This is a genomic window from Bacillus sp. TE9106W, assembly GCF_054062215.1.
The window spans coordinates 188,655-214,673 of sequence record NZ_JBSSFA010000002.1 but is presented as its reverse complement, the minus strand read 5'-3'; the positions used below and the strand labels follow the sequence as shown (position 1 = coordinate 214,673).

Below are 26,019 nucleotides of genomic sequence, written 5' to 3'. Positions count from 1 at the left end.
TCTCTACAGTTAGTTATTTTGAGAAGTCAGCTCATTTTCCATTACAAGTAAGCACAATTTTTCGTTCTAGGGGTAAAATAATATTCAGATGGGAGTTCAATACATATTATTAAAATTAAGATGGTTCAAGTAGGAGGAAGGCACCTTAAGGTGTCTTTTCTCTTTAAATTAAAAAGTTTGAGAAATGGAGTCTTTAGTCATAATTACGACTAAAGGCTTTTTTCTATAAAAAAATTAAAACACAGTAAAAAACGGCATACTTACTCAAATTGTTTTTCACTTCACAAACTATATCCAAAAAGTTGGATAGCTCCTTTTACTACTCATATTATTAATAAATAAAGCAATAACTACAATAACAAGAGAACCAACTAAAACTGGTGTTACTAAATAATTCCAACTGTATGCTCCTAAAATAACGACAATTGGATCAGCCCCTGCCGGAGGATGCGTTGTTCTCGTTAACATCATAACGGCTATTGCCATCCCCACCGCTAAAGCTATCGTCCAATATTCATTCCCAAACAAATGATATATTGATAGACCAATGAAAGTTGAAATCAAATGTCCTCCAATAATATTACGCGGCTGTGATAACGGTGCATTCCAAACTCCAAACGCTAATACACAACTCGCCCCAAATGGAGCCATTAACAATTCTGTAGAAGTTATACTCGTTAAATATGTTAAGGTGAGAATTGTTAAAAATCCTCCTAATAGTCCCGTCAAAGAGTCCTTTATGTTTACTTGTAATGGACTTCTTCCTTTCCCTTTCATTTTTGCAAAATATCGTACACTTATTGGTGGAGCCTCTTTCTGCTTAGCTGCTGTTATATTATCCATCGTTCTCCTCCTTTATTTACCAATCATTATAATCTAAATAAACTAACCTGTAAATTATATTTTTAAAGGTTAGTTAAAAAATACAAAAAAAGAATCAACTTCTATAAGTTGATTCCCTAAACTTCTTCACATTTTCGATCCTGGAATTTTGCTACCTTTTTTCGGTTCCCACATATTTTCATAGAACACCATTTTCGTTTCCCACTTTTATCTATAAATAATAAAACACAGTCGGGATTTGAACACCTTTTAAGGAAAATAAGTTTATTTTCTGCTATTAACGTTAAAGCATCCAATGCAATTATCGATACAAGTACATCCTCAATTTCTCCAACTGGGACAGATACTAGACGCTGTTCAATGACTTTATATGTAAATGGTGCCTTCTCAATTTGTTTTTCCAAATACGTAACAAAATCATTCGAAATTTCGTGCTGATCAGCAATTGCCTCAAACTGTTTTCTCAGTACTTCTCTTGCCTCTAATATGCTAGATGTAACTTGATCCATTCGTTCTTGAATTCCTATAAGTGTTTTTTCATTCCAAAAAGGCAGATTAACCTTTATTACATGTAGCCATTCTAATACATCTTCATCTGTTATTAATAAATCATAACGTTGTCCACGCCTAACTAGCTCTGTATTTACTAAATCTAATGAGAGATTTCCAGATATAAGCGGGAATTGTTTTGTTTCCTGCATGTACTCATCACCTACTCTTTAAATAATCATATTCCAAATTAATACAGAAGTACAACTTTTTTATAAAATACACAGTATGAAGATCAAAGCCTTTAGCCATAATTACGACTAAAGGCTTTTTTGTATATGACTAAAAAGGAGCTGAATGTATGGAACATAATAAAAATGGAATGCTTGCTTTAATCGTTTTATTTGTAGGACTCGCATTTTTTGTTTTTGGTATGGTTTATCATTTATGGGGGACGGTTTAAAACGAAGATGAATCGCATCATTAGAAACGTTCTCAAAAAAACCTCTCCCCTCAATAATATGATTGAGGGGAGAGGTTTTTTTGAATAACCCTACCATTTTTAACCTTTTAACACATAATTTTCAAGATCTAAAACATAAATTCACTAGTTCGTATATACTTCACACTACACTACTCCCTTATTTTTCATCTATTGCTATTCAAAAATAATTATCATAACAATATATAGATTCCGAAAATTTATTATGTTATTATTTTTCTATTAAGGGAGGATTAAACATGTTACTAAATGAAATAAAAGTTCCGCCTGAAGAACTTGAAAGAATTTCAAAAAATTTTCACCATGCAGGCATAGAAGCAAAAATGAAACATGAAAATCTCAAAAAAGATATTGATATGCTATATAACTGTTGGTATGGTTTATCATCGCAAAACTTTTTTATATCTTTCAATCTTTCAAAAGGCATACTTGATACATACGTAGACAAGCTAGAATATATTGAAAAAAAACTTGCGCAAATTGCCGAAAAATTTAGGGATACAGATGAAAGTTATATATTTGAAGAGAGTTCTAATCTATTAAAAACTAGTAAAGATTATATAGAAAGTGGACTGTATGGGGACACCTTAACATATGAAGTAACTGGAGAAATCCCGAAAAATTTTGATTCAATACCCTCTAAAATCCTAGCAGGTGAACAAATTGGTGGTGAAGCTAAAGGGGCTGTAGTAGATGCTGGATATAAATTTTCGGAGGAAAGTACACTTCATGAACAATTGGTAAGTGGCGAAGCTAAATTAGCTATGGAACAGGGGAAATTTGAAGCATCTGCCGATGCATCCCTCATTGATTTTTCATATGATGGCGAACAAGGGCGTGTAAGTACAGAATTTTTACATGGTGAAGCCAAAGCAGAATTAGGTGCTGGTGGAGGAGAAATAGCAGCAAAAATAGATGGAGCTAAAGTAGAAGGTGAATTCAAAATACCTATATGGGGGAATTGGGAAATCACTGTTGGTGGAGATGCCTCTTACGGTAGTTTAGGTATCGCAGCTGGAGGCAAAGTAAGTAATTCTGGCGGAGAAGCACACGGAAGCCTGGGAGTAGGTCCTTTTGGATTAGGACTTAAGTTAGGCGTAAATAAACACAATTAATGTAAAAAAGGGGTACTTTCATGATTTCATTTGAAACTATAAAAAAAATTTTTATCGGTTTTGGAACATTAATTTGTATAATCAATATTATTTCTATTTCATTTTTATCCGATTTAGATATTGGTTCGAAAATTAAAAATATAGCTTTTGTATTAATTTTATTCCTTATCATTTGGTTTATCCTTTATAAAGTAATTGCATTTATTTATAAAAAATATGAAATTCGTAAAAAATACTAAGGGAGATATATCATGGAGAATACAAAAGAATTCCTTCCAATTGGAACTGTTATTACAATTTATGGACTAGAACAAAAAGTTATGATTTATGGAAGAAAACAACAACAATCTAACGAAAAAAAAATTTGGGATTATGTTGGTTGTCTTTATCCTTATGGTAACCTTTCAAAAGATTATAATGTTTTTTTTGATCATATACAAATTGAAGAAATTTTATTTACTGGATACGAAAATGAAGAAGAACTTTCCTTACGAAAAGAACTCATATGAATTTTTAAAGAGGATGCAAAGATGCATCCTCTTTAATTTATCTTCCGTCCGAAAAATGTAAAAACAAAAACATCTTTTGTCCATTTTCCTTTCCCATACATATAAAATACGAATCCACTAATATTAGTTAGTATAATAAGCACAGCGAAATATATCCAATTTTTGTTATTACCATTCTTTAAGCTATCTATAATTTGCTCCTTCGTATGTCCAATATGAACAAATTTCCCGTACCTACTAGGTAATTCTTTTATTACTTTTCCATCTACTGTTCCAAGTACAACTACATTTTCTTTATTTTTTACTGCTCTAAATGAATAAAACCGTTTTTTTCCATCTGCTAACTTTGTAGCATTCGCCTGAATATCGTTTATTCTTGTTGAAATTACATTCTGATCATTTAATTCCATAAAGGGAGTTTCCAAAGACACATTTTCTTTATTTATTAATTTTAATTCTTTATTTCCGATATGTATTGGTTCATTATAAAAAGCTGTTACTTGGCCGTTACTCCATAACGAACGATTTGGTGCAGAAGTCTGTGTATAGTATGTTGTTTTTTTCTTTTGAATTCGATTCACTACCGCATACCCATCAGCAAGTAGCGTTTCATCGCCTGTTACACGTTCAGAATATATCTCTCCCCTTACAAAATATATACCATTTGCAACCTCTTTTTCACTTGAAATCATCTGTATATCACCGAGTTCATTCCAGACTAAAAAACTATTTAAACTCCTATATCCATAAAACAAACATGCCATTAATAAAATGGTAAACATTGCCCCTATTTTAAATGTTGCCTTTTTATTCATTACTTGTTATTCCCCCATATATTATGAATGCTTTCATCTTAATTATAATTAGCAATATTATTGCTGTATATATATTAATCTTTTCCTCTAAGCTAACTAACTTTTTTATCCCAATTTAAGTAAAACATCAAATAACACTGATTCCACACGCACATTTAGATTTGGATTTTACTCTTTCATTTCAGATGATAATTTTTTCAGCCAGTAATAAAGCCGATGAACCGATAAGTTTTGCTTTAGCACCAAAAACCCTTTGATAACCCACTGTTTTTATAGTCCTGAATATACATTTCTCATTCTTTATATAATAGGTATCTTTTCATAAAAACCCTTTACATGTAATACGTATAGAGTAATAACAGACAACTAAAATATATATAATTAAAATCTTATAATTATTATATATGCATTATTTCATTAAAATATTTATTATTACATGCTATACTAAAAAAGGAGTCGACAATCGTTATTTTCTTCTTATTTTTAAAGCAATATGGATATATCTTCTTAACTTCATTTGGATTGTACAAGCAAAAGAAGACATCTTAATTGATGTCTTCTTTTCTTATAGGTTTATGAATTTTTTTGAGCAGCTGCTCTCCAAGCACGAAAAGATGTTGGGCGTCCAGAATGAGCTCTTTGCTTTGCAGCAGCAACAGCTGGTTTTTCTTCAATAGTCTTTGGTTTTTCCTTAATAATCTTTGGTTTTTCTTCCACAATCGCTGATTTTTCTTCAAGAGTATTCACGGCTGTCTGTATCTTTTCCAACTGCTCCTTTAAAGCTTGCTGTTCAATCTTTAAATCTGTAAGTAATCGTAAAATCATTTCAGAATTGGCCATAAAGATCCTCCTTCCCCCAATACACAGAATAAGATACAATATGTCATCAGCAGAATAGCGGTGACAAAATTAAGATCGTCAACTCCCTTAAAATCTAAGCACCTTTATTTTTCAAAAGGACCTGCTCAAGATTATCCATAAAAACATAAAGTAAATTAAATCCATTAATTAATGGTCTTTATGGAAGGAGGAGTTAATATGGGCTATGGCGGTAGTTGTGGTGGAGGCTGCGGTTTCGGCGGCGGATTCGCTTTACTTGTTGTACTCTTTATCTTATTAATCATCGTTGGCGCTAGCTGTTGGGGCGGCGGATTCGGCTGCTAAAGGGAGGCACTCTTGAGAGTGTCTTTTTTTGTGTTTTTGGATGTACAGGCCCTATACATATTAATAGTTTACAAGTGCTAAAAACCACTATGACAAATTAAACTTTTAAAAATTGACATAACACTTCACGCACCATATACTGTTAACAACAGTATACTGTCATTAACAGTATAAAACCTAATTCATTCTAGGAGGAAGATCCATGAAACATACAGGAAGACATACAGGTGCATTTCTTTTGTTATTTCTAGCTGAAGGAGATAACTATGGCGGGCAATTACTGCAAAAGTGTGAGGAAGAACTTCCAGTCAATCCAATCGATAGTGCCATTTTATATCGTACGCTAAAAAAATTAGAAAACGAAGGCGCGATTGAATCTTATGTAAGTACAGAGTATCAAGACAAACCGAGAAAAATGTACAAAATTACGCCTGCTGGAAAAGAACAACTGGCAGATTTTCAAATGGATATTGAAGAAAAAATGAAGAACTTATCCTTTTTCCTAGGCAAATATAAAGACTTACAGGAATCCGACCATGATTAACGGCGTGATTCTTTACACTTTAGCCATTACCCTTACTGGGATTTCTTTTATGAAGGACCGCAGGAAAACGAAAGATGCTTTAATGAAGTCATGGAAAATGTTTCGCAACCTTCTCCCTGCGATGCTCTCCATCATGCTTTTCGTTGGCTTGTCGCTTTCTATATTAACGCCGTCCTTTATCTCTTCTATTATTGGGGAGCAATCAGGTTTTATCGGTATTGTTTATTCAGCAATACTCGGCTCCGTTGCACTTATTCCAAGCTTCGTCGTATTTCCTCTTGGTCATACGTTAGTACAACACGGTGCAGGCCTACCTCAAGTTGCGGCACTTATGTCTACACTCATGTCAGTAGGACTTACAACATTACCAATGGAACAAAAGATATTCGGCCGAAGCTTTGCTTATGCACGTAATGCAGCCGCATTACTCATGTCACTTCTATTTTCCTATATCATTTGGATGGTGATGGTATGAAAGAACTAAAAAGATATCGCTTCTTTTTCATCTTACTACTCGTGCTCTTTGTCTTAACGTTTATAAATCACTCTTTAGGATGGACTGCATTACAACTAACAGGAAATAGCATTTTAGATATGTTGTTTCTCCTCCCCCCTGTCTTACTATTTGTAGGGTTACTTGATCAGTGGGTGAAAAAAGAAACACTCATGAAATATATGGGGGAAAAATCAGGTATATACGGAATCTTATTTTCTCTATTATTAGGAGGCATTGCAGCTGGTCCCCTCTATGTCGCCTTTCCAATCGCAGCACTATTATTAAAAAAAGGTGCAAGCATTCGGTACATCATATTTTTCTTAGGCGTTTGGACAACTGCGAAATTGCCAATTCTCGTGTATGAATTCTCTTCATTTGGAGCTACTTTTACACTCATTCATATTGGTTTCGGGCTAGTATTTTTCTATGTAATGGGGATTATTTTTGAGAGGTTTTATGATCAGGGTGAGTTGCTTCGGTATGATGTTACGGAGGAAATGTAATCAAATTGACCATAAAATAGGAATATGATATATTTTCTGTAGAGTGCTATATAAGTATGACATCAAATAAAATGGCATATAATAAAAGAAGAGATGCGCTAACATCTCTTCCTTAACTGCTACCGTATAGGGTGGTGGTTATTATACGTTATTATTTTTTGCGAAACCCACCCTTTTGCTTCCTACGGCGCGGAGTGGGTTTTTTGTTGTCCTTATCCAGAAGTTGCTTCCGCAAAAAATACGCTGAAACTTCACGTACAGTCGCTTTTACAAATTCTTTTACAAGGTCAAACGAAAACTCCATATTATCACCCCCTTTCCTTCCAAATGGAAAGAAGGGATAACCACCCACCCTCACAATATGCAGTTGATTTTATTTTATCAAATAATTGTAAAGATATTATGTGAACAAAATAAAAGGAGGTGAAAAAGATGGCAAGATCTTTCATTATAAAGAACAAATGTAGTTTGAATGGTGAAACAACAACACCAGTAATTGTAACAATTAAATATTACTTGTTTTAAAAACATGAAACGTTATAGCTATATGATGGCTACAACGTTCAAATGAAAAATGTTAAAAGGAATTTCCTCCTAATATCTTCTTATATTTTATGTAATCTACATATTTGACCTTTTCTACGTCCTTTAATTACTTACTGCACATAGTCATACAGATTTTTCGCTAACAACAAACAAGTTACGGTAATGAAAAGGGCGCGAACATACCCGCTTCCTTTTTTTATAGCAAATTTGGAGCCGGCGATTCCTCCAGCAATTTGAGCAATCCCCATTATGAAGCCATACGCATAGTTTACTTGCCCTACATACATAAACATGAACAATGCACCAACGTTACTTCCTAAATTAAGAAACTTCGCAGTACCTGCTGCTTTTAAAAAATCATACCCAATAAATAAAAGAGAAAACATTAAAAATGAACCTGTACCAGGACCTAGAAATCCATCATAAAAACCAATAGTAAAAATAAAAAAGGTAAAAATAATGACGTGTCGACCAGACAATTTTTTATGAGTGGAAATACTTCCCCAATCCTTTTTGAATATCGTATAAATAGCGACCACACCGAGCATGATCAGCATTAATGGCTTCAGTACTTCTGGGTTCATTAAATGAACGGTCCATGCCCCTATTATGGAACCTATGAAAGTGATTGGAAATAATTTAAACGCCGATTTCAAATCAAGATTACCAGAACGATAAAATACAATATTACTAGTTGCACTCCCCATTGTTGATGCTAGCTTATTTGTGGCTACTGCACTTGCTGGATTCAATCCTGTAAATAATAAAGCTGGTAACGCGATTAATCCACCACCACCTACAACTGAATCAATAAATGCAGCTACAAATCCAAAAACAATCAAAATCATTAATACAGATGGGTCTAAATAAAAATCCATACTAGTAGCCTCCCCTTTAGTCACTATTGTAATAGTAACTACCAATTTGCTAAATGTAAAGAGTTATTGTAACGTTGAAATATAAAGTGAAACTTTAATCAGTGGGGGGTTTTGTTCATCCCCACTGATGATTATCAGCCCTTACCAATCGGGCTTTTACGGGCAGCCCGCCCCCCACCTAACTTCTTTGCTTCCGCTGAATTTTGAGGTGGGGGGTCTTACTGCCCGTTAAAGCGGGATAAAAGCAAACATCGGAGGACAAAAAAAGTGGACTACATAGTGCAACAGCTTAAAAAAATTGGTTTTAATGAATATGAAGCTAAATCTTATGTATCTCTTGTTAAACAAGGGCCTGTCACAGCCTATCAAGTGAGTAAAGATTCGGGTGTCCCAAGAGCACGAATTTATGAGATTTTAGGTAACCTTGTAGAAAAAGGAATTGTCATGAAGGAAGAAATAAATGACACCACTCGCTATTCACCTCTACCTGTTGAAATCTTTTTACAGAAGGCTCAATCAGAATGGCAGTCTACTTATGAAGGAATTAGTGATTCATTAAAAAAACTAGAAAATTCCGAGGAAAAAACGGATAATCGAGTCATTACTTTAAAAGACAATCAAACAATCATTAGCTATTGTCAGACATTAATAAAAAAAGCAGAACAACGTATTGTCATTTCAATGTGGGATGAAATGTATGAAGCGTTAAAAGAGGATCTAGCTGAGGTAGCTGATACAGTCACAGTACAAGGCATTACCTTGCATGTTGAAAATCCTATTAAAAATCTAGAAGCCCATCGTATAACAACTTATACAGAAACCCTCTCTACAGAACATTGGTTTATTTTATCAATAGATTCTAAAGAAATGATTTATGGACCATCACTTGAGGAGCGTAATGTTGCTTTTTATACAGATGACCCCGTTCATATATACCTTTTAGAGGATTATGTATGGCATGATGTTTTAGTGAATCGACTTGTCCGACGTAGCAAAGATGACTTGGAGCAATGGATTACGGCAGAGAGACGATCTTTCTTTATGGGGAAATAAAAAGGATATTCAAGAGCAAATCAAAAAATTTGTGTATTAAACCTAACAACTTCTCCTTATAAAAATAGCCGACTATTATATAATAGTCGGCTATTTTTATATAAATTTATACAGACACTGCCATTTTCCCTTTGCGCAACATTCCCATTAATCCAGCGATTAATGAGATAAACGCTTCTCCCACTCTTTCACCTTTTCAATTGTTACATCTAATTTCTTAGCCACTTCCTCTATACTCATTCCCTTAAAAAGCATTCCAGCTGCCGAAAGTGCTTTATCAATTTCTTCTTGCTTCTCCTGTTCATATAAACGGCACACTTTTGTCATCCTTAACCACTCCTTTACCTTTTTCTATTTTATCATCCCCCCTCCACAAACCGCCCAAACTCCTTCAAAAATCTCAGCTTAAAACTCCCCACAGGCCCATTCCGATGCTTCGCCACATGAATCTCCGTCATCTCTTTCTGCATCGTTTCCTTATCATAATAATCTTCGCGATACATAAGCATAATGACATCCGCATCTTGCTCAATTTGTCCTGTCTCTCTTAAATCAGATAAAAGAGGTCGCTTATCTTGGCGTGACTCTACAGAACGAGACAATTGCGACAACGCTACTACACAAACATTTAATTCACGTGCTAATAACTTAAGCTTACGAGAAATCTCACTAATCTCTTGAAATCGATTGCCCTTATGCTTCGAATCGCCTGTAATAAGCTGCAAGTAATCTACAATAATTAAAATCTTTTTGTCACCATGCTTCCTCTTTAACTTACGAGTTTGCATCCAAATATCTTGCACCGTAACACCTGCACTGTCGTAAATCTCAAGCGGCAGTTCACCAATCTCCGCAAACGCCTTACTCACCCTTTCCCAGTCTTCCATCGCAAAACGATGCTTCGGATTTTTCAGTCTGCCCCCTGACACTTCACCTACACAAGAAGCCATCCTTTTTAACAATTGCTTACTACTCATCTCTAACGAAAACAATCCAACCGCCGCTCCAGACTTCGCCGCATGCAGTCCAACATTTAGCGCAAACGCAGTCTTCCCCATAGAAGGCCGCGCACCAAGAACGACAAAATCACCTTCCTGCAATCCGCACGTCATTTTATTTAACGATGTATAACCAGTCTCAATACCAGTAATCTCTTTCGCATCTTGATGAAGCTCTTCATATAAATCAACTAGCGCATCCTTCAAATCAAACTCACATACACAGTCCTTCTCCTCTAACTCACAAAGTGCCGTAATCGTCTCACCAATAATCTTCTCACTCTTCTCCGCAATAAGACGCTCTCCCATCTTGTGCCCAAGAACACCCGCCTGATACATTTTCCAGGCACCTCGAACAAGCCCCTCATAGTATGAGAAGTTGCTAGTAGTAGGCACACCATCCATTAATCCTATAAAATACTCCATTCCCCCGATGCCCTTCAAAAAATTCGGGTCCACTCTAGAAGTGAACGTCACAAGGTCAATCGGTTGCCCCTCGCCTTCCATCTTTCGCATTAACTGAAATATAGACTTATGTACCGGCATCGAAAAATACTGCTCCGTCAAACGGCACTCCTTAATAAGCTCTCCATCAAGTAATAGAGAACCTAACACCGTCTTTTCCGCCTCCACATTTTGAATACTCATGGACGCCACCCGCGCTCCGCTAAAAAGCGCTGCAACTCTTCCTCTGATGGCGTATTCTTCTCCCACTCCTCACACCTCGCCAAAAACTCCTCCGTCTCCCCCGTACTAACAGACGACTCCTTCTTCCGAAACTTAGCCGTATCCGCCTCAACCTCACACACTTTCGTAAATCCTTTCCCGTGCCAACCTCTCAAAATCCCCTTCACATAAGCAATCGTCCGCTTATTATTCTCAAACGCAATTTGAAGAGCCTTCAGCACAAGCTCCTCTGATAAATCTTCCATCCATGCACTCAGTTCCTCCACAGTATGCGGAGACAAACTACCGAAATGTTGCTCATAAAAAGAAAACACGCGACTTCCCGTTTCTTCCTCTATAGCCTCTTCTTCCGCTGGCTCCTCACAAATCGGTTCAACATCATCCATAGCCAAATCACCAGGCATACCGAAATGCGCTAAAAGCATCGGAACATTCAGCTCCTCCTCGACGCACTTCTGAAGAAACATATGTACAAACTCCTTATTCTTCACACCCTTAAGCTCACGAAGCACGCACTTCTCCACATTCGTATTCGTCACTGGATTATAACGAAGCCAATTTAAAACGAATAACTCCCGCGTATCTGCATCATAAAGAATCTTCCCATAATCAATGAAGCGCTGCACAAGCTTATCAACAGTCTCCCGATTATAACCCGTCTCCATCTCCGCTAACCGCTTCGGAAAAGGAAAAATCCCACACTGTGTCGTCTTCGAACAAGTCAACAAGTACACATAAAAATACCGCTCCTCCGGCGTCAAATCCAAAACAAAATCATCCTGCCAAAAATTCACCTGCACAGTACGATACACCGCCATCCTAATTCCTCCCGTCTCCGTTCAAAATAAAAACCTCTTCATAATATATATGGGAGGTTGGTCGGGTTTTTGGCGTGTTATTTCAAAATTTTTTTCGACTCCTACTACGGTGTTTGTTGGTGTTTTTGTTTTTGTTATGTTTTTTCTTAGTGATTTATTACTTGGTAGGGGCTTGTAAGGGGCTTAGGAGGGGGTATTTTAATTAGAGAATCTCATTTTGGAAGATAACTCTGTCTTCTTTTTAGTATATTAAAACCATTTGCTCTCTTTGTAATACCTGTAACATTAAATTTATAAGTTAAGTAATCGTACAAATTACTTATTGAATATTCATTAATAAACCCTAAAACAAGTAGGTGGTTTATATTGAAATTTAAAAGCATCCCCTTAAAACATATTAAACTAGAAGAGGAATTCCGGAAGAATTTAGAGGATTTTAGTCTTGCTACAAGCATTAAACAAAATGGATTAATAGAACCACTTATTGTAGAAGAAAAAAATTCGAATTGTTTTATATTAGTTGAGGGCTATCGTCGTTTTTGGGCTTTAAAACATTTAAACATTCCATTTGTAACATGCAAAGTGGAAAAACTCACCTCAAAAGACTCAAGGGTTCTAAAACGTCTTCGTGTTGAATTAAAATCCAAGAAAAAAACAGGTTATGAGGTAGAACGAATGATTAGTTTTTTACTTGATAATGGTTTTACAGAAGAGGATATCGCTAAGCAATGTAACATACAAAAAAAGACTGTAAAAAAATACATTAATGGAAAAGATGTTAACACTCACTGGAAAATTAGGGCGGAACAATCTGGAGCTGGAAGACATGGATTAACTGAGATTCACCATTTAACTAATATACACCCCGACAATAAAGAATACGTAGCTGATATTTATATTAAACGCAAAATAAATGCTAACAATGTAGAAAGTATAAAAACATTTACCAAGTTAGATGAATTTAATAAATCCTCAAAAGATTTTCAAAGAGACTGTATTAACGATATGATCGGCGATGATAGTTTAAATAACGAAAGACTTAAAGATATTGTTTTTACAAGATCATTAAAACAAAAATACACTCTCTTAGTACATCAATATATATTTGATAAAGTTCTCCGTCTATTAGATAAAGTAATAGATAGTTGCTGTCATAACTTTGTTAATCACCTTACTCCCGTACAAAAGAAAGATTTACAAAAAAAAATAAAAATAATTTCTAATAAACTTGGATTATCGCTTATTTCACCCACTCCTCCCCCAAAAACATTTTCCACTTCTCTTAAAAAGTATCAAGAACATACTATATTAGTTAATATCAATAAAAAGTCCTAAATTTCTACTCGATACTGAAATTATGTTTTTTTGAAAAAAATTGATATATTATTTAAATTTTATCAGTTAATAAAACAGCAACACTTATTTAAGCGTTGCTGTCCTTCTTTCAAATTATGTATGAAGATGGTATCGTATCTCATCTTCTTTTCTAGCATCTATATTAAGAAAAACTGATATTCTCACCAAACAGAAATATCGATTTTTAGCTACTACTACTTGTAGTTGTTTTTGTCTTGTTTTTTCTTATTAATTTATTATTTAGTAGGAGGCTATTTATCGGTTACTTCAATTAAAAAAACTCGATCTGAGAAGCCGCCTCTTTCTTCTGCTTTCTTTTTACGGATGTTGTTGATTTCTTCTAGTGTTGTGCCTTCGTGTTCGGCTAGGGCGTTGATTAGTTCTAGTAGGTCGGATAGTTCTTCGAGTTTATGTTCTTTTGTTGTTGCTTCTAGGTATTCGGTTAGTTCTTCTTGTGTTTTCCTGCAGAGTTCCTCTATGTATTCATCTTCGTTTAGGATTCTTGTTGTTGGTGTTTTTCCGTTAGCTTTTATGATTTGTGGGATTTTGTTTCGGATTAGTTTGTTATAGGTTGGCATGGGGGGTTTCCCTCCGTTTGGTTTTTCTTCTATTATAATGGAAAAGCAGTTTAACTAGGTGTTAAACTGCTGCAATGCTTCTTTTATATAGTTTTCTTCTTCGGTTGTGAAGATGGTTGGGAATTCGGATAGTGGGAGGTTTGATTTTTCGATTATATCCTCTATATCACTTTGAGGTATATCAAGATAGTTCGTTACCTCTTCTATTACATTGAAAAATTCCTTCAAAGTAGCTTGAACTTCATGATGACTCGGATCCTTCTCTTCTTCCTGATACTTTTTCAACTTCCCTATCACATCCATGAAGCACCAATCAAACTTTTCTTTTATAAATTTCCAAGTTAGTTACCACTCCATCCAAATTACTCTCATCATAAATTATTTTTCGTTTTAATTGCCTTGTAAAGCAAAATTCATAGTTGCGATATGTCGCGTTAACGCCGTTGTTATATCATTAATACCTTTCCCACTTGAAAACCCACCATAATCAGGGCTATTCCAATTTAAAGGCAAATCCTTCCCATGGACACTTATCAATTCATTTGGATTTAAATTTTGAATAAGAAACTCCTTAAATTCGTGTGTCGTAGGTGTCTGTGATAGAGAAGTACGAGTAAATATTTCTCTAAATAAGCGCAGCATGATTTGAAATCCCATAGACTTTACCAATACATGAGTTTTTTCATCAGCCCAAGCCTCAGGATATACTTCAGCCCAAGCTTTAAAATAGTCATTTAAAATTCTTGCTTTTTGAGGGATAGAGAAAGTCTGTGGTAAATAATCTAAAACGTATGATTCAATTAATTTAATAAACGTGCTGTTCGTAACATAAGGTTTCGGTAAATTTTTTGGACGTTTACCATCAGTGTCCTTAACTCGTTGATATAGGATTGACCAATTCTCACCATTTAATAAGGTAATAATACTATGAGCCATTTCTTCTGTATTACTTAAGGTACCCGCTATAGCTTTCATAGCCATAGAATGAACTGCACTTGGTTTTTCTTGATATATATTAATATCCGAAAACACTTTTGCTGTATCTTTATATGGTATATCAATATAAACAGTCGTTGGACACTCAAATGATAATTTACTAGCTTCAAATAAACCTGTTGTTCGATGATGCCCATCGATCAATATCCCTGGGAAAATATCACTTTCATCTTTTAAATATCCTTCACTATCTACTTCTGATTTTTCAATTTTCTCTCTTAAAGCCTCTAAATCAACTTTATAATAAGCAATATCGCTATCATTAGGGTGAAATTCAAAAGAAACAAAATCACTTGAATTGAATAAAGCCAAAACAACCGCATTTGGTGATGAATAGCGTTGAGGGTCTTCTAATGCTATTTTAATTATATTGTTAACCTTTGATTCTTTTAAAGCACGTTGAATTCCCTCAGGATTATCATAATCTCTAGGTATTTTTCTTAGTAAACAATATGTTGCATCAATTGATATTTTACTAGAAAACATCATATATGAATTTTGTTGTTCAAGTTTCACCATTTTTATAACTAATTCTGGTCCAACTCTTTGCATTAGACCATCCATAATCATAAGTAATTCCATTTTTTTTACTGAATATGATTTTGACATTCTTTTTCCTCCTCAAATATATCAGTCTTAATACCAATAAATAATTTTATGTTTTTAGGAAGCCAAAACTTATTGAAATCTTCGTTGGCCAGTCTATCTATTCTTAACCTATGTTTCTCTCGGCATATTTTTAATTCATCTTAATAATAATTGTCCCTAGATAACCTGTTATGTAATGCATAAGATACATCATACATTAAATAGGAGTCTTAACATCGGAAATACATACTCATTGAATAAATCTCCTCAATAATATTCAAAAATTGTATTTTAGTTTTTGAATAAGAAAGACTTGTCCACATTCATTCCTCCCTATTAAATGATTACCTTAAACGAGTCGAAGCTACTAGATTTTCGCAAGTTACAACTCTGACATAAAAACTGCAGATTAGAGATTTCATCTAAACCACCTTGGTTTAAAGGTACTATATGATCTACATGAAATCGCCCCTTAGTTGTTCCACAATGTTCACACCTTTTACAGTGCATATGCATTTGCAGGTACTTATCAACTATCTTACGATCTCTAATTTTCACCTTTTTACCAGTAAAATTATTCCACAAAACTCTAACAATTGATTGTGTTGGAATTACTGTGAATTTTGTTAAAATGTATTGTTCAAACTTTTTTCGACCATCCTCAGTATTTTTCCAATTTAATAATTGCTCTTCTGTTGGTTTAATTTCCTCAATTATCCGATCTTGTAGTATTGGGAAAATATCTATCATTAACTTTTCTTGATCGATATTAAATTTCCCCAAAAAAGAAACCAGTGGATTTAGCCCTTCCAATACTATTCCCCCTATTACATTGAAATTTTTAAAAAGGTCTTCCATTAAATAGATTTAGATTCTTGTTGTTAATTTACTTGATGCGAATTTTCATAATAAATACCTTGATGTAAATTTTAGATATGTTCATTTTGACACCTCACACACGAGGTTGAATCCGTGAGGTTGTTAACCTCAAATGTTATAACCTCATATTACACCACCTCACAATATATGTAAATATATTTTTTGAAAAACATAACATTTTTTGTCATATCACTACAAATGAGAAATAATAGAAAAATATTTTTTTGATTAGAAGTACAATTAACAACATTAGAAACTGAAGACTGTGATAAAATTTATTCCGAGAAGTTTACTGGATCTAGGTTAAATAGACCACGATTACAAGAAGGTGATACATTAGTTATCACTAAACTAGATAGATTAGCAAGAAACATTGTTGAGGGAACCGAGATCGTAAAAGAATTATTCTCTAAAGGTGGAAGCGTTCATTACCCCAGAAGAGATAACAAAAGTATCCAACACAACTGTGCGAAAGATTGTGCTAGAATACATTCATTACTAAAATTGTGTGCGAATTCAAGAAAAATTAAACCACCTGTTCCCTAAAGAATTTAGGGAACAGGTGGTTTATTAGGTGTTTTGATATGTGTCTCGTTTTCTGGGTTCACTTCAGTTCAAGGTGGTTTTCTAAAACTTTCATATCACTATTAAATTATTACTTCAATCTATCCTGCAACGCACTAATATTAATAATTACAGGACTCCCCGACTTCAACGTATCATCTTTCTGTAACATTGGTCCCGAAGTGATACATTGACCTTTCTTCAATGTTGCAAGTCGTTTTTCCCACTCTTTTCGCACAGCTGAATCTTGAGCAAGGTTCGATGCAATAGCACTTATTTCATTTTCTGGTGGCATGAAATACACTTTTTGACTTGAATTCTGTAGTCGTGAAATTTCATCCATTGTAAATTGCCCTTTTAATGATTGTGTTGCATACCAACCTGACCAACCAAATTTTCTTCCTTCAGTTAAAACTTTGGCACTAGGTGATTTTTCTCTATGATCAAGATTTTGCGCTTCATCTAATATAACTGGGAATGGTTTATTTTTGTCGCCATGGTGTAATTGATAGTTCCAAATATCCCATAAGATAAACTCTGTAATCATGAGCTGTACATCTCTATTAAAGCCCGTTAATTGTACAATAAACACTTTACCTTTTTGGTTCAGTATGTCTCCCCAATCATATACAGCATTATGATTAAATGGATTCTTATCAATAAACGGCTTAATTTGTGATCTTGCTGTTTTAGCCGGCCCAGAAGTATCCTCTTCTAATTCTGCTAATAAATAATTTAAATTCATACCTTCGCCATATTTATCTAAACCGCGCATTACCGCCTCATATATAGCGTTTTGTTGCTGAATGCCTAAATCTTTATATACAGCTGAAAATACACTTTTAATTCTTTCAGCAACATCTGTATTATCTTCATCGATATAAATTCCTTCATCCAATTCTTTTTGATTTCGCTTAAATGGATTTACTGGGAATTTATCTTTTGCTACTAGGAATTGTTCAATATTATCTTGGAGTCTCTCTTTGAATTCCGGTTCTAACTTAGAATTCTTGAATCCATCTGTATAGTCAAATATCATACTAGAAATTCCATTTTGCGCCAGCTCAAGTAGTAAACATTGAATGAAGTAACTCTTACCTTGTCCTGATTTACCCGAAATTAAAATATGTCTATTTGCTAGCTCTGGATTTCCGAATTCCCAATATATTTCTTGAGTCGACCCCTCTACTGTTCCTAACAAAACGCGGATGTCTTTTAATTCTTTTGTTCCTCCCGTTCCTTTTTCTTCCTTTTCTTCTTCAGAATGAGGTACAGTTGGAACGACTTTATTGCTAGTTTTTTTTAACACTTGATTAGAATCATGATTCTGATTCAATAATCTATCTGGATTAATATCAGTTCCACCCGAATGGATTTTCATTTTGAGTGCTTCAATTTCTTCGATTACTCCTTCATATCCATCCTCTTCGGTTAATTCCACTAATAAAATATCTTCTTCTATTTTGATGGATCTCCATGATTGTTCCTTTTTGAATGATAAAATTGCTCCTTTTCCGATTTTATCATCCAAATGTCCACTCATTTCGTAATCATCATTTAATAATCTTTTCTTTAGTTCTTCAATTTTCTCATAAGATTTTTCTGGCCAAATGTTGTTTGCAATAAATTTCTCCGCATTTGCTAGCAATAACTGTACAAAGAAGTTTCGGAAAAACTTATGTTTAAATACATGAAAACCATCTTCACTTGTTTTAGAAAGTTGCGTATCAAATAGTTGCTTAGTAGCATTAATTTGCTCTTTTGCTTTTGCAATAGCACTTTCTTGATTTAAGCCGATTTTCACTTCCACTGGATAATAATGCACTGATAATTTATCATCTTGCATTTCTACTCCGATTAACAGTAAATCGTCACTATGTGCACCTTTTCCGCCTAGATTTTTCGCAGAAAATACACCTTCACTTTTCGTTAATTTCACCGCTCCAGCAACACGCAATATTTCTTCTAATGAGATAGGAACCCATAAAATATTCTCATGATCTAAAGCACTTAATATATACTTCACAGCAGAAATAATACTTAACTTTTCTCTTGAGAATTGTCCCTTACTTCCTATAATTCGTAGTAACCACTCACCATTTAAACTATTGAAAGCTCTAATAGCTGTATTAATTTTTTCAGGTGTCGATACAATTTCTTTTTCCGCTAAATACTGTTCAATAACCGCTCGGTATTGTCTTGCTTTATCCGTTACTGTAATTGCATCATACTGGCTTGATGAAGAATATTGATCACTATAATGAATAACTAATAAATTACGTGATGAATCTTGGAAGAAATCTAAACCTACATTAGGTTCAATAAATGTTACCCAATAAGAAGATTCATATAAATGTTCTAAAACTTGTTCATCATAGGTAGATGTTCTCGTAACAATTGTTTCGTTCTTACGATAAGGGTTTGTACCATCGTTATTTAAATTACTTCCTAATTCATTCATTCCTCTAGCAGTTTGAATTAACAAATGTTCATTATTCAATACATTTTTCAATCCAAATCCTGTACGATAATCTACTTCTGTACTAATAGATGATAGAGATGATAACATTCCATTTAAAGATAATCCTGTTTCAATATCTTCCATTGTACTTTTCGCATGCTTCTCATTTGAAATCATTTTATAGAATGAAATATGAGCGTAACCATATTCTTTCGTACCAATAAGTTTATAATAGAAAACATTTTCTCGAATTAACCTTAATACGTCTACAGCATCGAGATTCTTTGATGCTAACGATAACTCAAAGAACTCCTCGAATTTTTGAACATCATCATATATAGAAAATTTTTCAAAGGCGCTTAGTATATTACTCTCATGATATAAAGCAACCTCTACTGGTATAATTTTGGACGGCCCTTTTTTATCTATCTGCTTCTTAATAAACTGTACTAAACCTCTTACAACTTCTTTATCATTATTTATATTAATCACATTGATTCGTATCGGAGATTTAGATTCTTGTAAAAATAAGTATTGGAAATGTTCCACAAATTGTTGAAGCTTTTCTTCAACTACATTAGCTAAAAATGCATTAGATTCTCCAATCGCAACCTTATGAAGTGTTTCATAAACAGTCCATTCAGGCGCTTCATTTTGAGAAACTGGTCTATACAATTCATCATTCTGTCCATATATATATGGCAATAGATTGTTAGGGTGCAGACGATTTAAAATATGCATCTCAACTACTTCGTTTTTAATTTCATCATTAATACTTAATTGATAGGCAACATTAAGCGGATGCAACGGTGTTAGTATGACCCTTTGTTCTTCTTCAATAACTCCCAATTTAAACAGATTCTTTTCTTCTTCTTTTAACATTACATTGTCTTGTATATGAGCAATGCTTTCGTTAAAAGTCTTCAAATATCTTATAGATAGGTCTCTTAATTCATCATCCACAAAACAAAGACTAGGAACCGTATTATTAAACTTATAGTAATTTAATAATTGTTGATACGCATCTCTCAATGATGGGTTCACTAATAATTCAACCTTATTTAGGCCTGATACCCCTCTAACTGCAAAAGCGATTTCATTTTCAATCCATACTCTCTCGTCTTGTAAATAATTTCGAAATCCTTCTCGTGCTGAAAATTCCCTTGCACCTTGTTTTAATTTATTTGTATCAAGGTTATATTCAAAGCTTTCTTGATGTTCCCTTTTTAATTTCCATACCCTTTCTCCTGATACTGGAACAGTCTTTGCAACTTGCTCTCTAATAAGAATAGGAATTAAAGATGTTTCAATTTGAACAGAAAATGATAAGCTATCGTCATTCCATGCAGGGGAAGATTCAGAGACTTCAAAACTTCCACCTTGCCAATTTATAATCTGTGCATCTTCCTCAATAAATACTTCTTCTGGCTCATTAGAAATATCTCCAAAAATAATACGTTCTTCAGCTTTATTCATAACTACGTTTTTCTTATTTACATTCACTTCATAAATCGTTTGAAGCGATTGTAAAAACGCGGCTTCACACTCTACAACAGCAATATGAAACTCATATTTCGACTTAGATTGCATTTTATGCGTATATACAACTTTATGGAATGAAGTCACATTTTGCTTATGCGCTAAACTAACAGTTAGTTTTTTCCCAGATATCCCACAGAAACCTTGTGAATTTTTATGAATGTATTCCTTCTTCAACTTTTCTTCAAATTCAAAGTTCAAGTTGATATCTTCTATCTGTGTAGGATTAAAAACGATAATATGGCGTTTACGTCTCCCAGCCTTTGTCTCGGCTTGTGCTTTCTCCCAATATAGCATACCTTCTTTTGAATATTTCTTTGGTGATTCGATATATTCTAATGGGCGATCTATCTCAGTCATTTTGTCGTAAGAATCTTTAACAAGAACATAATCCGCTTGCTGCCAATCATCTTTCTTCAGGCGAGAAACACCTTTCTCATCAAATAATTTTTCTAATTGACTCTCTAAATGTTCATACTCGTGCATCTGTTGAACTTTCTCAAAGAATGAAGCATTTTCTTCTAGCCTTTTTTTCATTTGAGCTGAAGTAAATTGATTTAAATTTTCATCATAGAAAATACCTAGATTAGAATAATCTTCTCTCGCAATCTCTTGTTTTGATAAAAACCCAAGAATTTCTTCATAATCCCAAAGAGATGGTCTCACAATTGTATCATCTAATTTTTTACGTAAATAAAATGAAAGTACTTCCTTCTCTTCTTTATTTAAAGAAGAAGTTTCAATTTCTTCTTTTAATGTTTTCAAAATCGATTTTACATTAAATGGCATACCTTCTTTTTGCAAATCACTGCTACCACCCTTAATACTGTCCAGTGTCTCATGGCATATACTAAGTAAAGCTGTTTTCTCCCAAACATCCTTTTGTTCACCGACTTCATTACGAAGTGTTACTAAAAAGTCCGGAGTAACATTTGCCGATGTAGTCGCAACAACTACTTTCATCTCCTCTGAAACCTTAATAGCAATCGTTTCATATGGAGTTCCCTGCTTATGCTGATAATAAAACGCCTGCGATAAATCTTGTTCTTTTAATGTGTCATAAAATGCTTGTACTTGTTCATGATTATCAAATTGAAGGTAAAATCGCTCTCCACCTCTAAGATTTTCCGCTTGTAAATAATTTGTTAGTTTATCTGAAAGATAATTATAAAATTGGTTTAACATACTGTGCATCACCGCTATCACTTTTTTTGTCTATTAAATTCAGCTTATCAAATAACTGTACAATTTCTTCTTTTGAGTAACGATCGAAGAATAAACCTCTAGTCTCTAAATCTATAAATACTTGCTTCAAAGGTTTTCTTTCCTTTTTTAAACTCAATGCTGTTAGTAGCAATAACATATCTTGACTAAGATTAAGCATATAACCAAGTGAACCTCGAGTTTTTAAGAAATATTTTTTCCCAACCTCTTCTATTGATAAAGAGTATCTATGTCGAGGGCCTTGCATCGTATCTTTTTCATAGGCTTCTTCTATACTACGGAATAAGGATTGTACAAGCGTATCATATTCTATTTCTAAATTTCCTTCATAAGCCCCAAGACCTAAATGTCTTCTATATTCCATAACCCAATCACAAAGCATCTCTAAAAATACTTTTTTATCCTCATCGGATAATTGCTGATATGTTTCCTTTAACTCAGGATAGCCACCCGCTTTTTCTACTCCCATTAGGAAATTTAAATGTTCTAAGCAATTAATATGTAGTAGTAAATGTCTACCTGTATCTTTAATCATTTGATAACCATGAGTATAACCTTTTCTATTCTTACTCGTAGACTCCCAGTCAAGTGTAAAATAAACTTCGTTGTTCTCACTAAAGTTCGCTTTCCCAACTTGTGAAAGCTTTAAAGTCAATTGAGTAATATATAAAAAGTAATAATAACTAAGAAACAAATGATAATGAGTTCTAAAATAATCTTTATGTTCTGCTAAAAATTGAAAATCTTCTTTGAATAGCTTTGAGATAAATGGAATTTGATTAATATAAGGACGGCGTTCTTTTTCGTCGCTCTCCAAATGATTTAATTGTTTTAACACAAGACGTGACATTAAATCTGTTGAATCGCTTTTCCCAAAAATCTCTTCTACTGTTTCTTTTTCACCTAATAAGACGTCTAAAAGGAATCTAGCAATATCTTGTTCTCCTTTTTTATCAGCCTTATCACTTAATGGTAAATATTGAAACAAATGCAAATGAAAAATTTTAATTGTATTGTCACTATCCTGCAGAAAGGTACGTAGTATTTGTTCAAATTGCGACTTATCTTGCTTTGATACATCAACAGATTTACTAATCTCTCCAATAAGTTCTTCTAGATTAACTTCCATTTTTAACTTATTTCCGCTGACTAGACGCGTAAACTCTCCTAATACTCCCTGAAACCCTTTTGCGAATTTTGCCCGCTCTGTTCCTCGGGTAGAGAAAGGTAACAGAGGAGCTTTTTTATTTATTGTATGTTTTAATCCTAACTTTTCTGGTTTAATACTCAGTGAGTTTTTCAAATCCTCTAAATTCTCTCTTACAATCATTTTCTAATCCCTTCTAAACGTAAATTCTTCAAAATCTTCGTCGTATGTTAGTCTAAACATTCCATTTTCATTAGATTGAACAAACAATAATTCTTTTTCTCTATTTCCTAATTTCATTATCTTATCCACAAATTCAACGAACTGAATACAATCTTCTTTATCCTTTTTATTCGGGCGATAACCTTTTGAAAGTTTGACCATCATTTCATATAATGGATAATCAATTTCTAAATATACAGGAGCTACTTTATCTTCATTGGAAAAAGCAAGTAATATATTTAATTTAAATCGATTTAAAACCTCCGGTTCTACCCCTTTCAAATGTCCTACAAACGGCTTAATTTTAAGAGACTGTGCAACCTGAGTAGTATCATTTGAGTAATCCATGAATACATAATCTGACTTCGGACTTCCGTTCCATAAGAAAATTGATTTTCTCGCTAAATTATACATATCTTTTAAATCAGATCGATTTCCTTTATTAAAAGCATATAAATATTCCATATATTTTTTATAATTTTCATCCCCAAATATTTCATTTAAAACCGGAGATAAAAATAATGACATACGTATTAATGTTTTATTGAATACCTGTCTAGATGAATCACTTAGCTCAAAGAAAGAACCCATCTCTTCTAGCCCTTCTATCCATCCATCAAGTCCACGTAAATTCAAATGCTTTTGGAAAGTATTCTTCATATTTACTGAATTGTTTAGCTCAATTAGCATTTGGTCTACACTATTTGATCGTAGATGAATAGGATCCATTTTAGAAATAACTGCTAGTAAATTTGATTTTTCTTGACCATCAAATAATAAATTCGGTAATAAGGCTTCGGTTTTTTCCATCATACCTGCCCCAAGAAAATCTTCATTCCCATGAGAAGGCACTAAAATATCATAAATAAAATTAAGCATGGAACGTGTCGAAATAATCATCTTATGCTTAACTATTGCTTCAATTAATATACTTAAAACACCATCTCGTATTTGTTGTTGTTGCAATAACTCATAATTCACCATAAAGAATCCATTTATACCACGTTGCTTATCCTTCAAATAAGCTTGATAGAATGGATTTTTTTCTGACTCAACCACAATTCGCTTTAAAATAGATGAAAAATAATCTGATTTTGGCCCTTCACTGGTTAATTCAAAAGGTTGATAATCACTAAAACTAATCAAGTGGAAATTACCGCTTTGTTGATTAGTAGCAATTTCATTTGCCTCGAATATTCCTGATTCCTCAATGAATTTTGTTAAAATTTGATAGTGCTCTTTTGCATAATCTGATTCAATAAAGTTATGCAGAACTCCTAGGTTAATAGCTAAAATTAGCTTGAATCTGGAACCATCAATCTCACTATCACTATATGGCTTTAATACTTCCGCTAATGTATCAAGGGAACTCTTTTGTGGATCAAAACTTTCCGTAGCATCATTATGCACCGAAAACTCTTCCATCAATTCAGGATATTTATTTTTCACATACGATAATAAATGTGATTTCCCATCTCCAACGCTACCACACAAGAAAATTAATTGACTCGTATTTTGCCCAGCTGCTGCTGTTAGAGCAGACATCATATCGTTCTGTATCGTTCTTTCTACATGTAAATAATCCTTAAACGAACTAAATTCATTAGGATTTTCGATAGCCTCTTGAGATGATTCTTTCAGCTTCGAGAGTTCTGCTAGTAAATAACTCTCTCCTTCTCCTAAAATAAAATCATCATACACAAAATTGTTATCTGCTTCTTCTTCATTATCCACAGACTGTTTATCTTCAATTTCTAATCCTACCGCAATCTCAGCATTATTTATTTCTGTTAATTCCTCAGTTTGATTTGATGTATTTTGTTTACTTGCAATCTCAATTAGCATTTTTAACTTTTCTTCTAAACTAGCAGATATCTTTTCTTCTAATTTCTCCACAATATGTACACTACTCTTCGGCTGTGGATGTTTGTATTTCGGGACAACAAACTCATAACTCCCGTATACCTCCATAAACCACACTGCAATTTGGAATAGATTTTTATGCATTTTAAAAGCACTCTCTACCCCACTTTCAATATGTTCATGTGCCGCTTTATTTCCTAAATAGCGAACAGTATCAAATGAACGTGAAATTTCCTTTGATAAGATATCTTCTCTTTCTAATTTTTGAATACGCTCTACTTGCTTTAAGTATTGTACGTCGTGCAGTTCATGTTCTTCCGCAATGCGTTTTGATAATAGCTCTGCAAATATTCTTCCCTTAATTAAAACCGATTGGGGATCTTGATAAAAAACATTTTCAATATCTCTCCCCATCTCCGCTAACTCGGGGAATACCTCTTGTAGAAAATCAAATGTATATTTCTCCAATGATGTAACACCTCTTAATCTAAAAATACGTTTCGAATATATTCCATATTATACAATATCTATAGAAGAATTGTTGGTATTAAGGTGCTATAACATAATGACAATAATTTCTTAAATTTAATCCTATTTTATAAAAGTAGCAAATTCCTTTTTGACTCATCATCTATAAAATCC

Annotated in this window: 24 protein-coding genes and 3 pseudogenes; 11 read left to right on the top strand and 16 right to left on the bottom strand. The window is 33.7% G+C overall.

The window, feature by feature from the left end:
- Positions 1-288: 288 nt before the first annotated feature.
- Both ACVWY7_RS04575 and ACVWY7_RS04570 read right to left on the bottom strand, forming a co-directional pair.
- The gene (locus ACVWY7_RS04575; RefSeq protein WP_212114698.1) at positions 289-843 is read right to left on the bottom strand and encodes an HPP family protein; all 555 of its coding nucleotides are present in this window, start codon (positions 841-843) and stop codon (positions 289-291) included.
- A 116-nt stretch (positions 844-959) separates the two neighbouring features.
- A complete protein-coding gene (locus tag ACVWY7_RS04570; RefSeq protein ID WP_212114694.1) occupies positions 960-1,544 on the bottom strand; it encodes a CGNR zinc finger domain-containing protein in 585 nt (194 codons plus the stop codon).
- A gap of 529 nt (positions 1,545-2,073) precedes the next feature.
- On the opposite strand from ACVWY7_RS04570, the gene ACVWY7_RS04565 reads away from it, so the two are divergent.
- Genes ACVWY7_RS04565 through ACVWY7_RS04555 form a run of 3 tightly spaced genes read left to right on the top strand, consistent with a single transcriptional unit; the run spans position 2,074 to position 3,458 of the window.
- Positions 2,074-2,949 carry a WXG100 family type VII secretion target gene (locus tag ACVWY7_RS04565; RefSeq protein WP_000925808.1) on the top strand — a complete coding sequence of 292 codons (876 nt, stop codon included), beginning with the start codon at positions 2,074-2,076 and terminating at the stop codon, positions 2,947-2,949.
- A gap of 20 nt (positions 2,950-2,969) precedes the next feature.
- Positions 2,970-3,188 carry a hypothetical protein gene (locus tag ACVWY7_RS04560; RefSeq protein WP_000622725.1) on the top strand — a complete coding sequence of 73 codons (219 nt, stop codon included), beginning with the start codon at positions 2,970-2,972 and terminating at the stop codon, positions 3,186-3,188.
- 12 nt (positions 3,189-3,200) lie between these two features.
- Positions 3,201-3,458: a DUF4176 domain-containing protein gene (locus ACVWY7_RS04555; protein ID WP_000432147.1), complete on the top strand. Its 258-nt coding sequence runs from the start codon at positions 3,201-3,203 to the stop codon at positions 3,456-3,458.
- 32 nt (positions 3,459-3,490) lie between these two features.
- Here ACVWY7_RS04555 and ACVWY7_RS04550 read toward each other — a convergent pair whose 3' ends face one another.
- Both ACVWY7_RS04550 and ACVWY7_RS04545 read right to left on the bottom strand, forming a co-directional pair.
- Entirely contained in the window at positions 3,491-4,273 is a 783-nt protein-coding gene (locus tag ACVWY7_RS04550; RefSeq protein WP_212114692.1) for a hypothetical protein, read from the bottom strand.
- A gap of 573 nt (positions 4,274-4,846) precedes the next feature.
- Positions 4,847-5,113 carry a hypothetical protein gene (locus ACVWY7_RS04545; RefSeq protein ID WP_142395601.1) on the bottom strand — a complete coding sequence of 89 codons (267 nt, stop codon included), beginning with the start codon at positions 5,111-5,113 and terminating at the stop codon, positions 4,847-4,849.
- Between the two features lie 198 nt (positions 5,114-5,311).
- On the opposite strand from ACVWY7_RS04545, the gene ACVWY7_RS04540 reads away from it, so the two are divergent.
- The 4 genes from ACVWY7_RS04540 (at position 5,312) to ACVWY7_RS04525 (ending at position 6,980) form a co-directional block, all read left to right on the top strand.
- Positions 5,312-5,437 carry a YjcZ family sporulation protein gene (locus ACVWY7_RS04540; protein WP_000540377.1) on the top strand — a complete coding sequence of 42 codons (126 nt, stop codon included), beginning with the start codon at positions 5,312-5,314 and terminating at the stop codon, positions 5,435-5,437.
- A 202-nt stretch (positions 5,438-5,639) separates the two neighbouring features.
- Entirely contained in the window at positions 5,640-5,981 is a 342-nt protein-coding gene (locus tag ACVWY7_RS04535) for a PadR family transcriptional regulator (RefSeq protein ID WP_212114690.1), read from the top strand.
- Entirely contained in the window at positions 5,974-6,456 is a 483-nt protein-coding gene (locus ACVWY7_RS04530) for a hypothetical protein (RefSeq protein ID WP_456523683.1), read from the top strand. Before ACVWY7_RS04535 ends, ACVWY7_RS04530 begins: the two co-directional genes overlap by 8 nt.
- Entirely contained in the window at positions 6,453-6,980 is a 528-nt protein-coding gene (locus ACVWY7_RS04525; protein ID WP_212114688.1) for a permease, read from the top strand. The genes ACVWY7_RS04530 and ACVWY7_RS04525 overlap by 4 nt, the downstream gene beginning before the upstream one ends.
- A 151-nt stretch (positions 6,981-7,131) precedes the next feature.
- On the opposite strand, the gene ACVWY7_RS04520 is transcribed toward ACVWY7_RS04525, so the two are convergent.
- Entirely contained in the window at positions 7,132-7,284 is a 153-nt protein-coding gene (locus tag ACVWY7_RS04520; protein ID WP_062923198.1) for a hypothetical protein, read from the bottom strand.
- A 352-nt stretch (positions 7,285-7,636) separates the two neighbouring features.
- Complete coding sequence (locus ACVWY7_RS04515; RefSeq protein WP_212114686.1) at positions 7,637-8,404, bottom strand: TSUP family transporter; 768 nt, start codon at positions 8,402-8,404, stop codon at positions 7,637-7,639.
- A 267-nt stretch (positions 8,405-8,671) separates the two neighbouring features.
- Here ACVWY7_RS04515 and ACVWY7_RS04510 point away from each other — a divergent pair, with 267 nt between their 5' ends.
- Positions 8,672-9,457 carry a TrmB family transcriptional regulator gene (locus ACVWY7_RS04510; protein ID WP_105989996.1) on the top strand — a complete coding sequence of 262 codons (786 nt, stop codon included), beginning with the start codon at positions 8,672-8,674 and terminating at the stop codon, positions 9,455-9,457.
- Between the two features lie 159 nt (positions 9,458-9,616).
- Here ACVWY7_RS04510 and ACVWY7_RS04505 read toward each other — a convergent pair whose 3' ends face one another.
- Genes ACVWY7_RS04505 through ACVWY7_RS04495 form a run of 3 tightly spaced genes read right to left on the bottom strand, consistent with a single transcriptional unit; the run spans position 9,617 to position 11,960 of the window.
- On the bottom strand, positions 9,617-9,784 hold the full coding sequence (locus ACVWY7_RS04505) for a hypothetical protein (RefSeq protein ID WP_212114684.1): 168 nt from the start codon (positions 9,782-9,784) through the stop codon (positions 9,617-9,619).
- Between the two features lie 32 nt (positions 9,785-9,816).
- The gene (gene dnaB, locus ACVWY7_RS04500; RefSeq protein WP_212114682.1) at positions 9,817-11,103 is read right to left on the bottom strand and encodes a replicative DNA helicase; all 1,287 of its coding nucleotides are present in this window, start codon (positions 11,101-11,103) and stop codon (positions 9,817-9,819) included.
- The gene (locus ACVWY7_RS04495) at positions 11,100-11,960 is read right to left on the bottom strand and encodes a DnaD domain-containing protein (protein WP_212114680.1); all 861 of its coding nucleotides are present in this window, start codon (positions 11,958-11,960) and stop codon (positions 11,100-11,102) included. Before ACVWY7_RS04495 ends, dnaB begins: the two co-directional genes overlap by 4 nt.
- Positions 11,961-12,326: 366 nt before the next feature.
- Here ACVWY7_RS04495 and ACVWY7_RS04490 point away from each other — a divergent pair, with 366 nt between their 5' ends.
- Complete coding sequence (locus ACVWY7_RS04490) at positions 12,327-13,295, top strand: ParB/RepB/Spo0J family partition protein (RefSeq protein ID WP_212114678.1); 969 nt, start codon at positions 12,327-12,329, stop codon at positions 13,293-13,295.
- A 272-nt stretch (positions 13,296-13,567) separates the two neighbouring features.
- Here ACVWY7_RS04490 and ACVWY7_RS04485 read toward each other — a convergent pair whose 3' ends face one another.
- From ACVWY7_RS04485 to ACVWY7_RS04470, 4 genes and pseudogenes are all read right to left on the bottom strand, one after another.
- Entirely contained in the window at positions 13,568-13,894 is a 327-nt protein-coding gene (locus tag ACVWY7_RS04485) for a nucleoside triphosphate pyrophosphohydrolase (RefSeq protein ID WP_212114676.1), read from the bottom strand.
- A 54-nt stretch (positions 13,895-13,948) separates the two neighbouring features.
- Positions 13,949-14,230 (bottom strand): annotated as a pseudogene (locus ACVWY7_RS04480) (MerR family transcriptional regulator); the annotation flags it as partial.
- A 54-nt stretch (positions 14,231-14,284) separates the two neighbouring features.
- Complete coding sequence (locus ACVWY7_RS04475) at positions 14,285-15,499, bottom strand: DGQHR domain-containing protein (RefSeq protein WP_098639298.1); 1,215 nt, start codon at positions 15,497-15,499, stop codon at positions 14,285-14,287.
- Between the two features lie 315 nt (positions 15,500-15,814).
- On the bottom strand, positions 15,815-16,291 hold the full coding sequence (locus ACVWY7_RS04470) for an HNH endonuclease (protein WP_103574502.1): 477 nt from the start codon (positions 16,289-16,291) through the stop codon (positions 15,815-15,817).
- 294 nt (positions 16,292-16,585) lie between these two features.
- On the opposite strand from ACVWY7_RS04470, the pseudogene ACVWY7_RS04465 reads away from it, so the two are divergent.
- Positions 16,586-16,786, top strand: a pseudogene (locus tag ACVWY7_RS04465) (recombinase family protein); the annotation flags it as partial.
- Positions 16,767-16,931: pseudogene (locus ACVWY7_RS04460) on the top strand (IS3 family transposase); the annotation flags it as partial. The pseudogenes ACVWY7_RS04465 and ACVWY7_RS04460, both read left to right, overlap by 20 nt.
- A gap of 81 nt (positions 16,932-17,012) precedes the next feature.
- Here the strand turns inward: ACVWY7_RS04460 and dptH are convergent.
- The 3 genes from dptH to dptF are packed head-to-tail and all read right to left on the bottom strand — an operon-like array spanning position 17,013 to position 25,845.
- Positions 17,013-22,106: a DNA phosphorothioation-dependent restriction protein DptH gene (gene dptH, locus ACVWY7_RS04455; protein ID WP_212114668.1), complete on the bottom strand. Its 5,094-nt coding sequence runs from the start codon at positions 22,104-22,106 to the stop codon at positions 17,013-17,015.
- Entirely contained in the window at positions 22,087-23,475 is a 1,389-nt protein-coding gene (dptG, locus tag ACVWY7_RS04450; protein ID WP_212114666.1) for a DNA phosphorothioation-dependent restriction protein DptG, read from the bottom strand. The genes dptH and dptG overlap by 20 nt, the downstream gene beginning before the upstream one ends.
- Before the next feature lie 3 nt (positions 23,476-23,478).
- Positions 23,479-25,845, bottom strand: a complete 2,367-nt coding sequence (gene dptF, locus ACVWY7_RS04445) for a DNA phosphorothioation-dependent restriction protein DptF (RefSeq protein WP_212114664.1) — start codon at positions 25,843-25,845, stop codon at positions 23,479-23,481.
- Positions 25,846-26,019 lie beyond the last annotated feature (174 nt).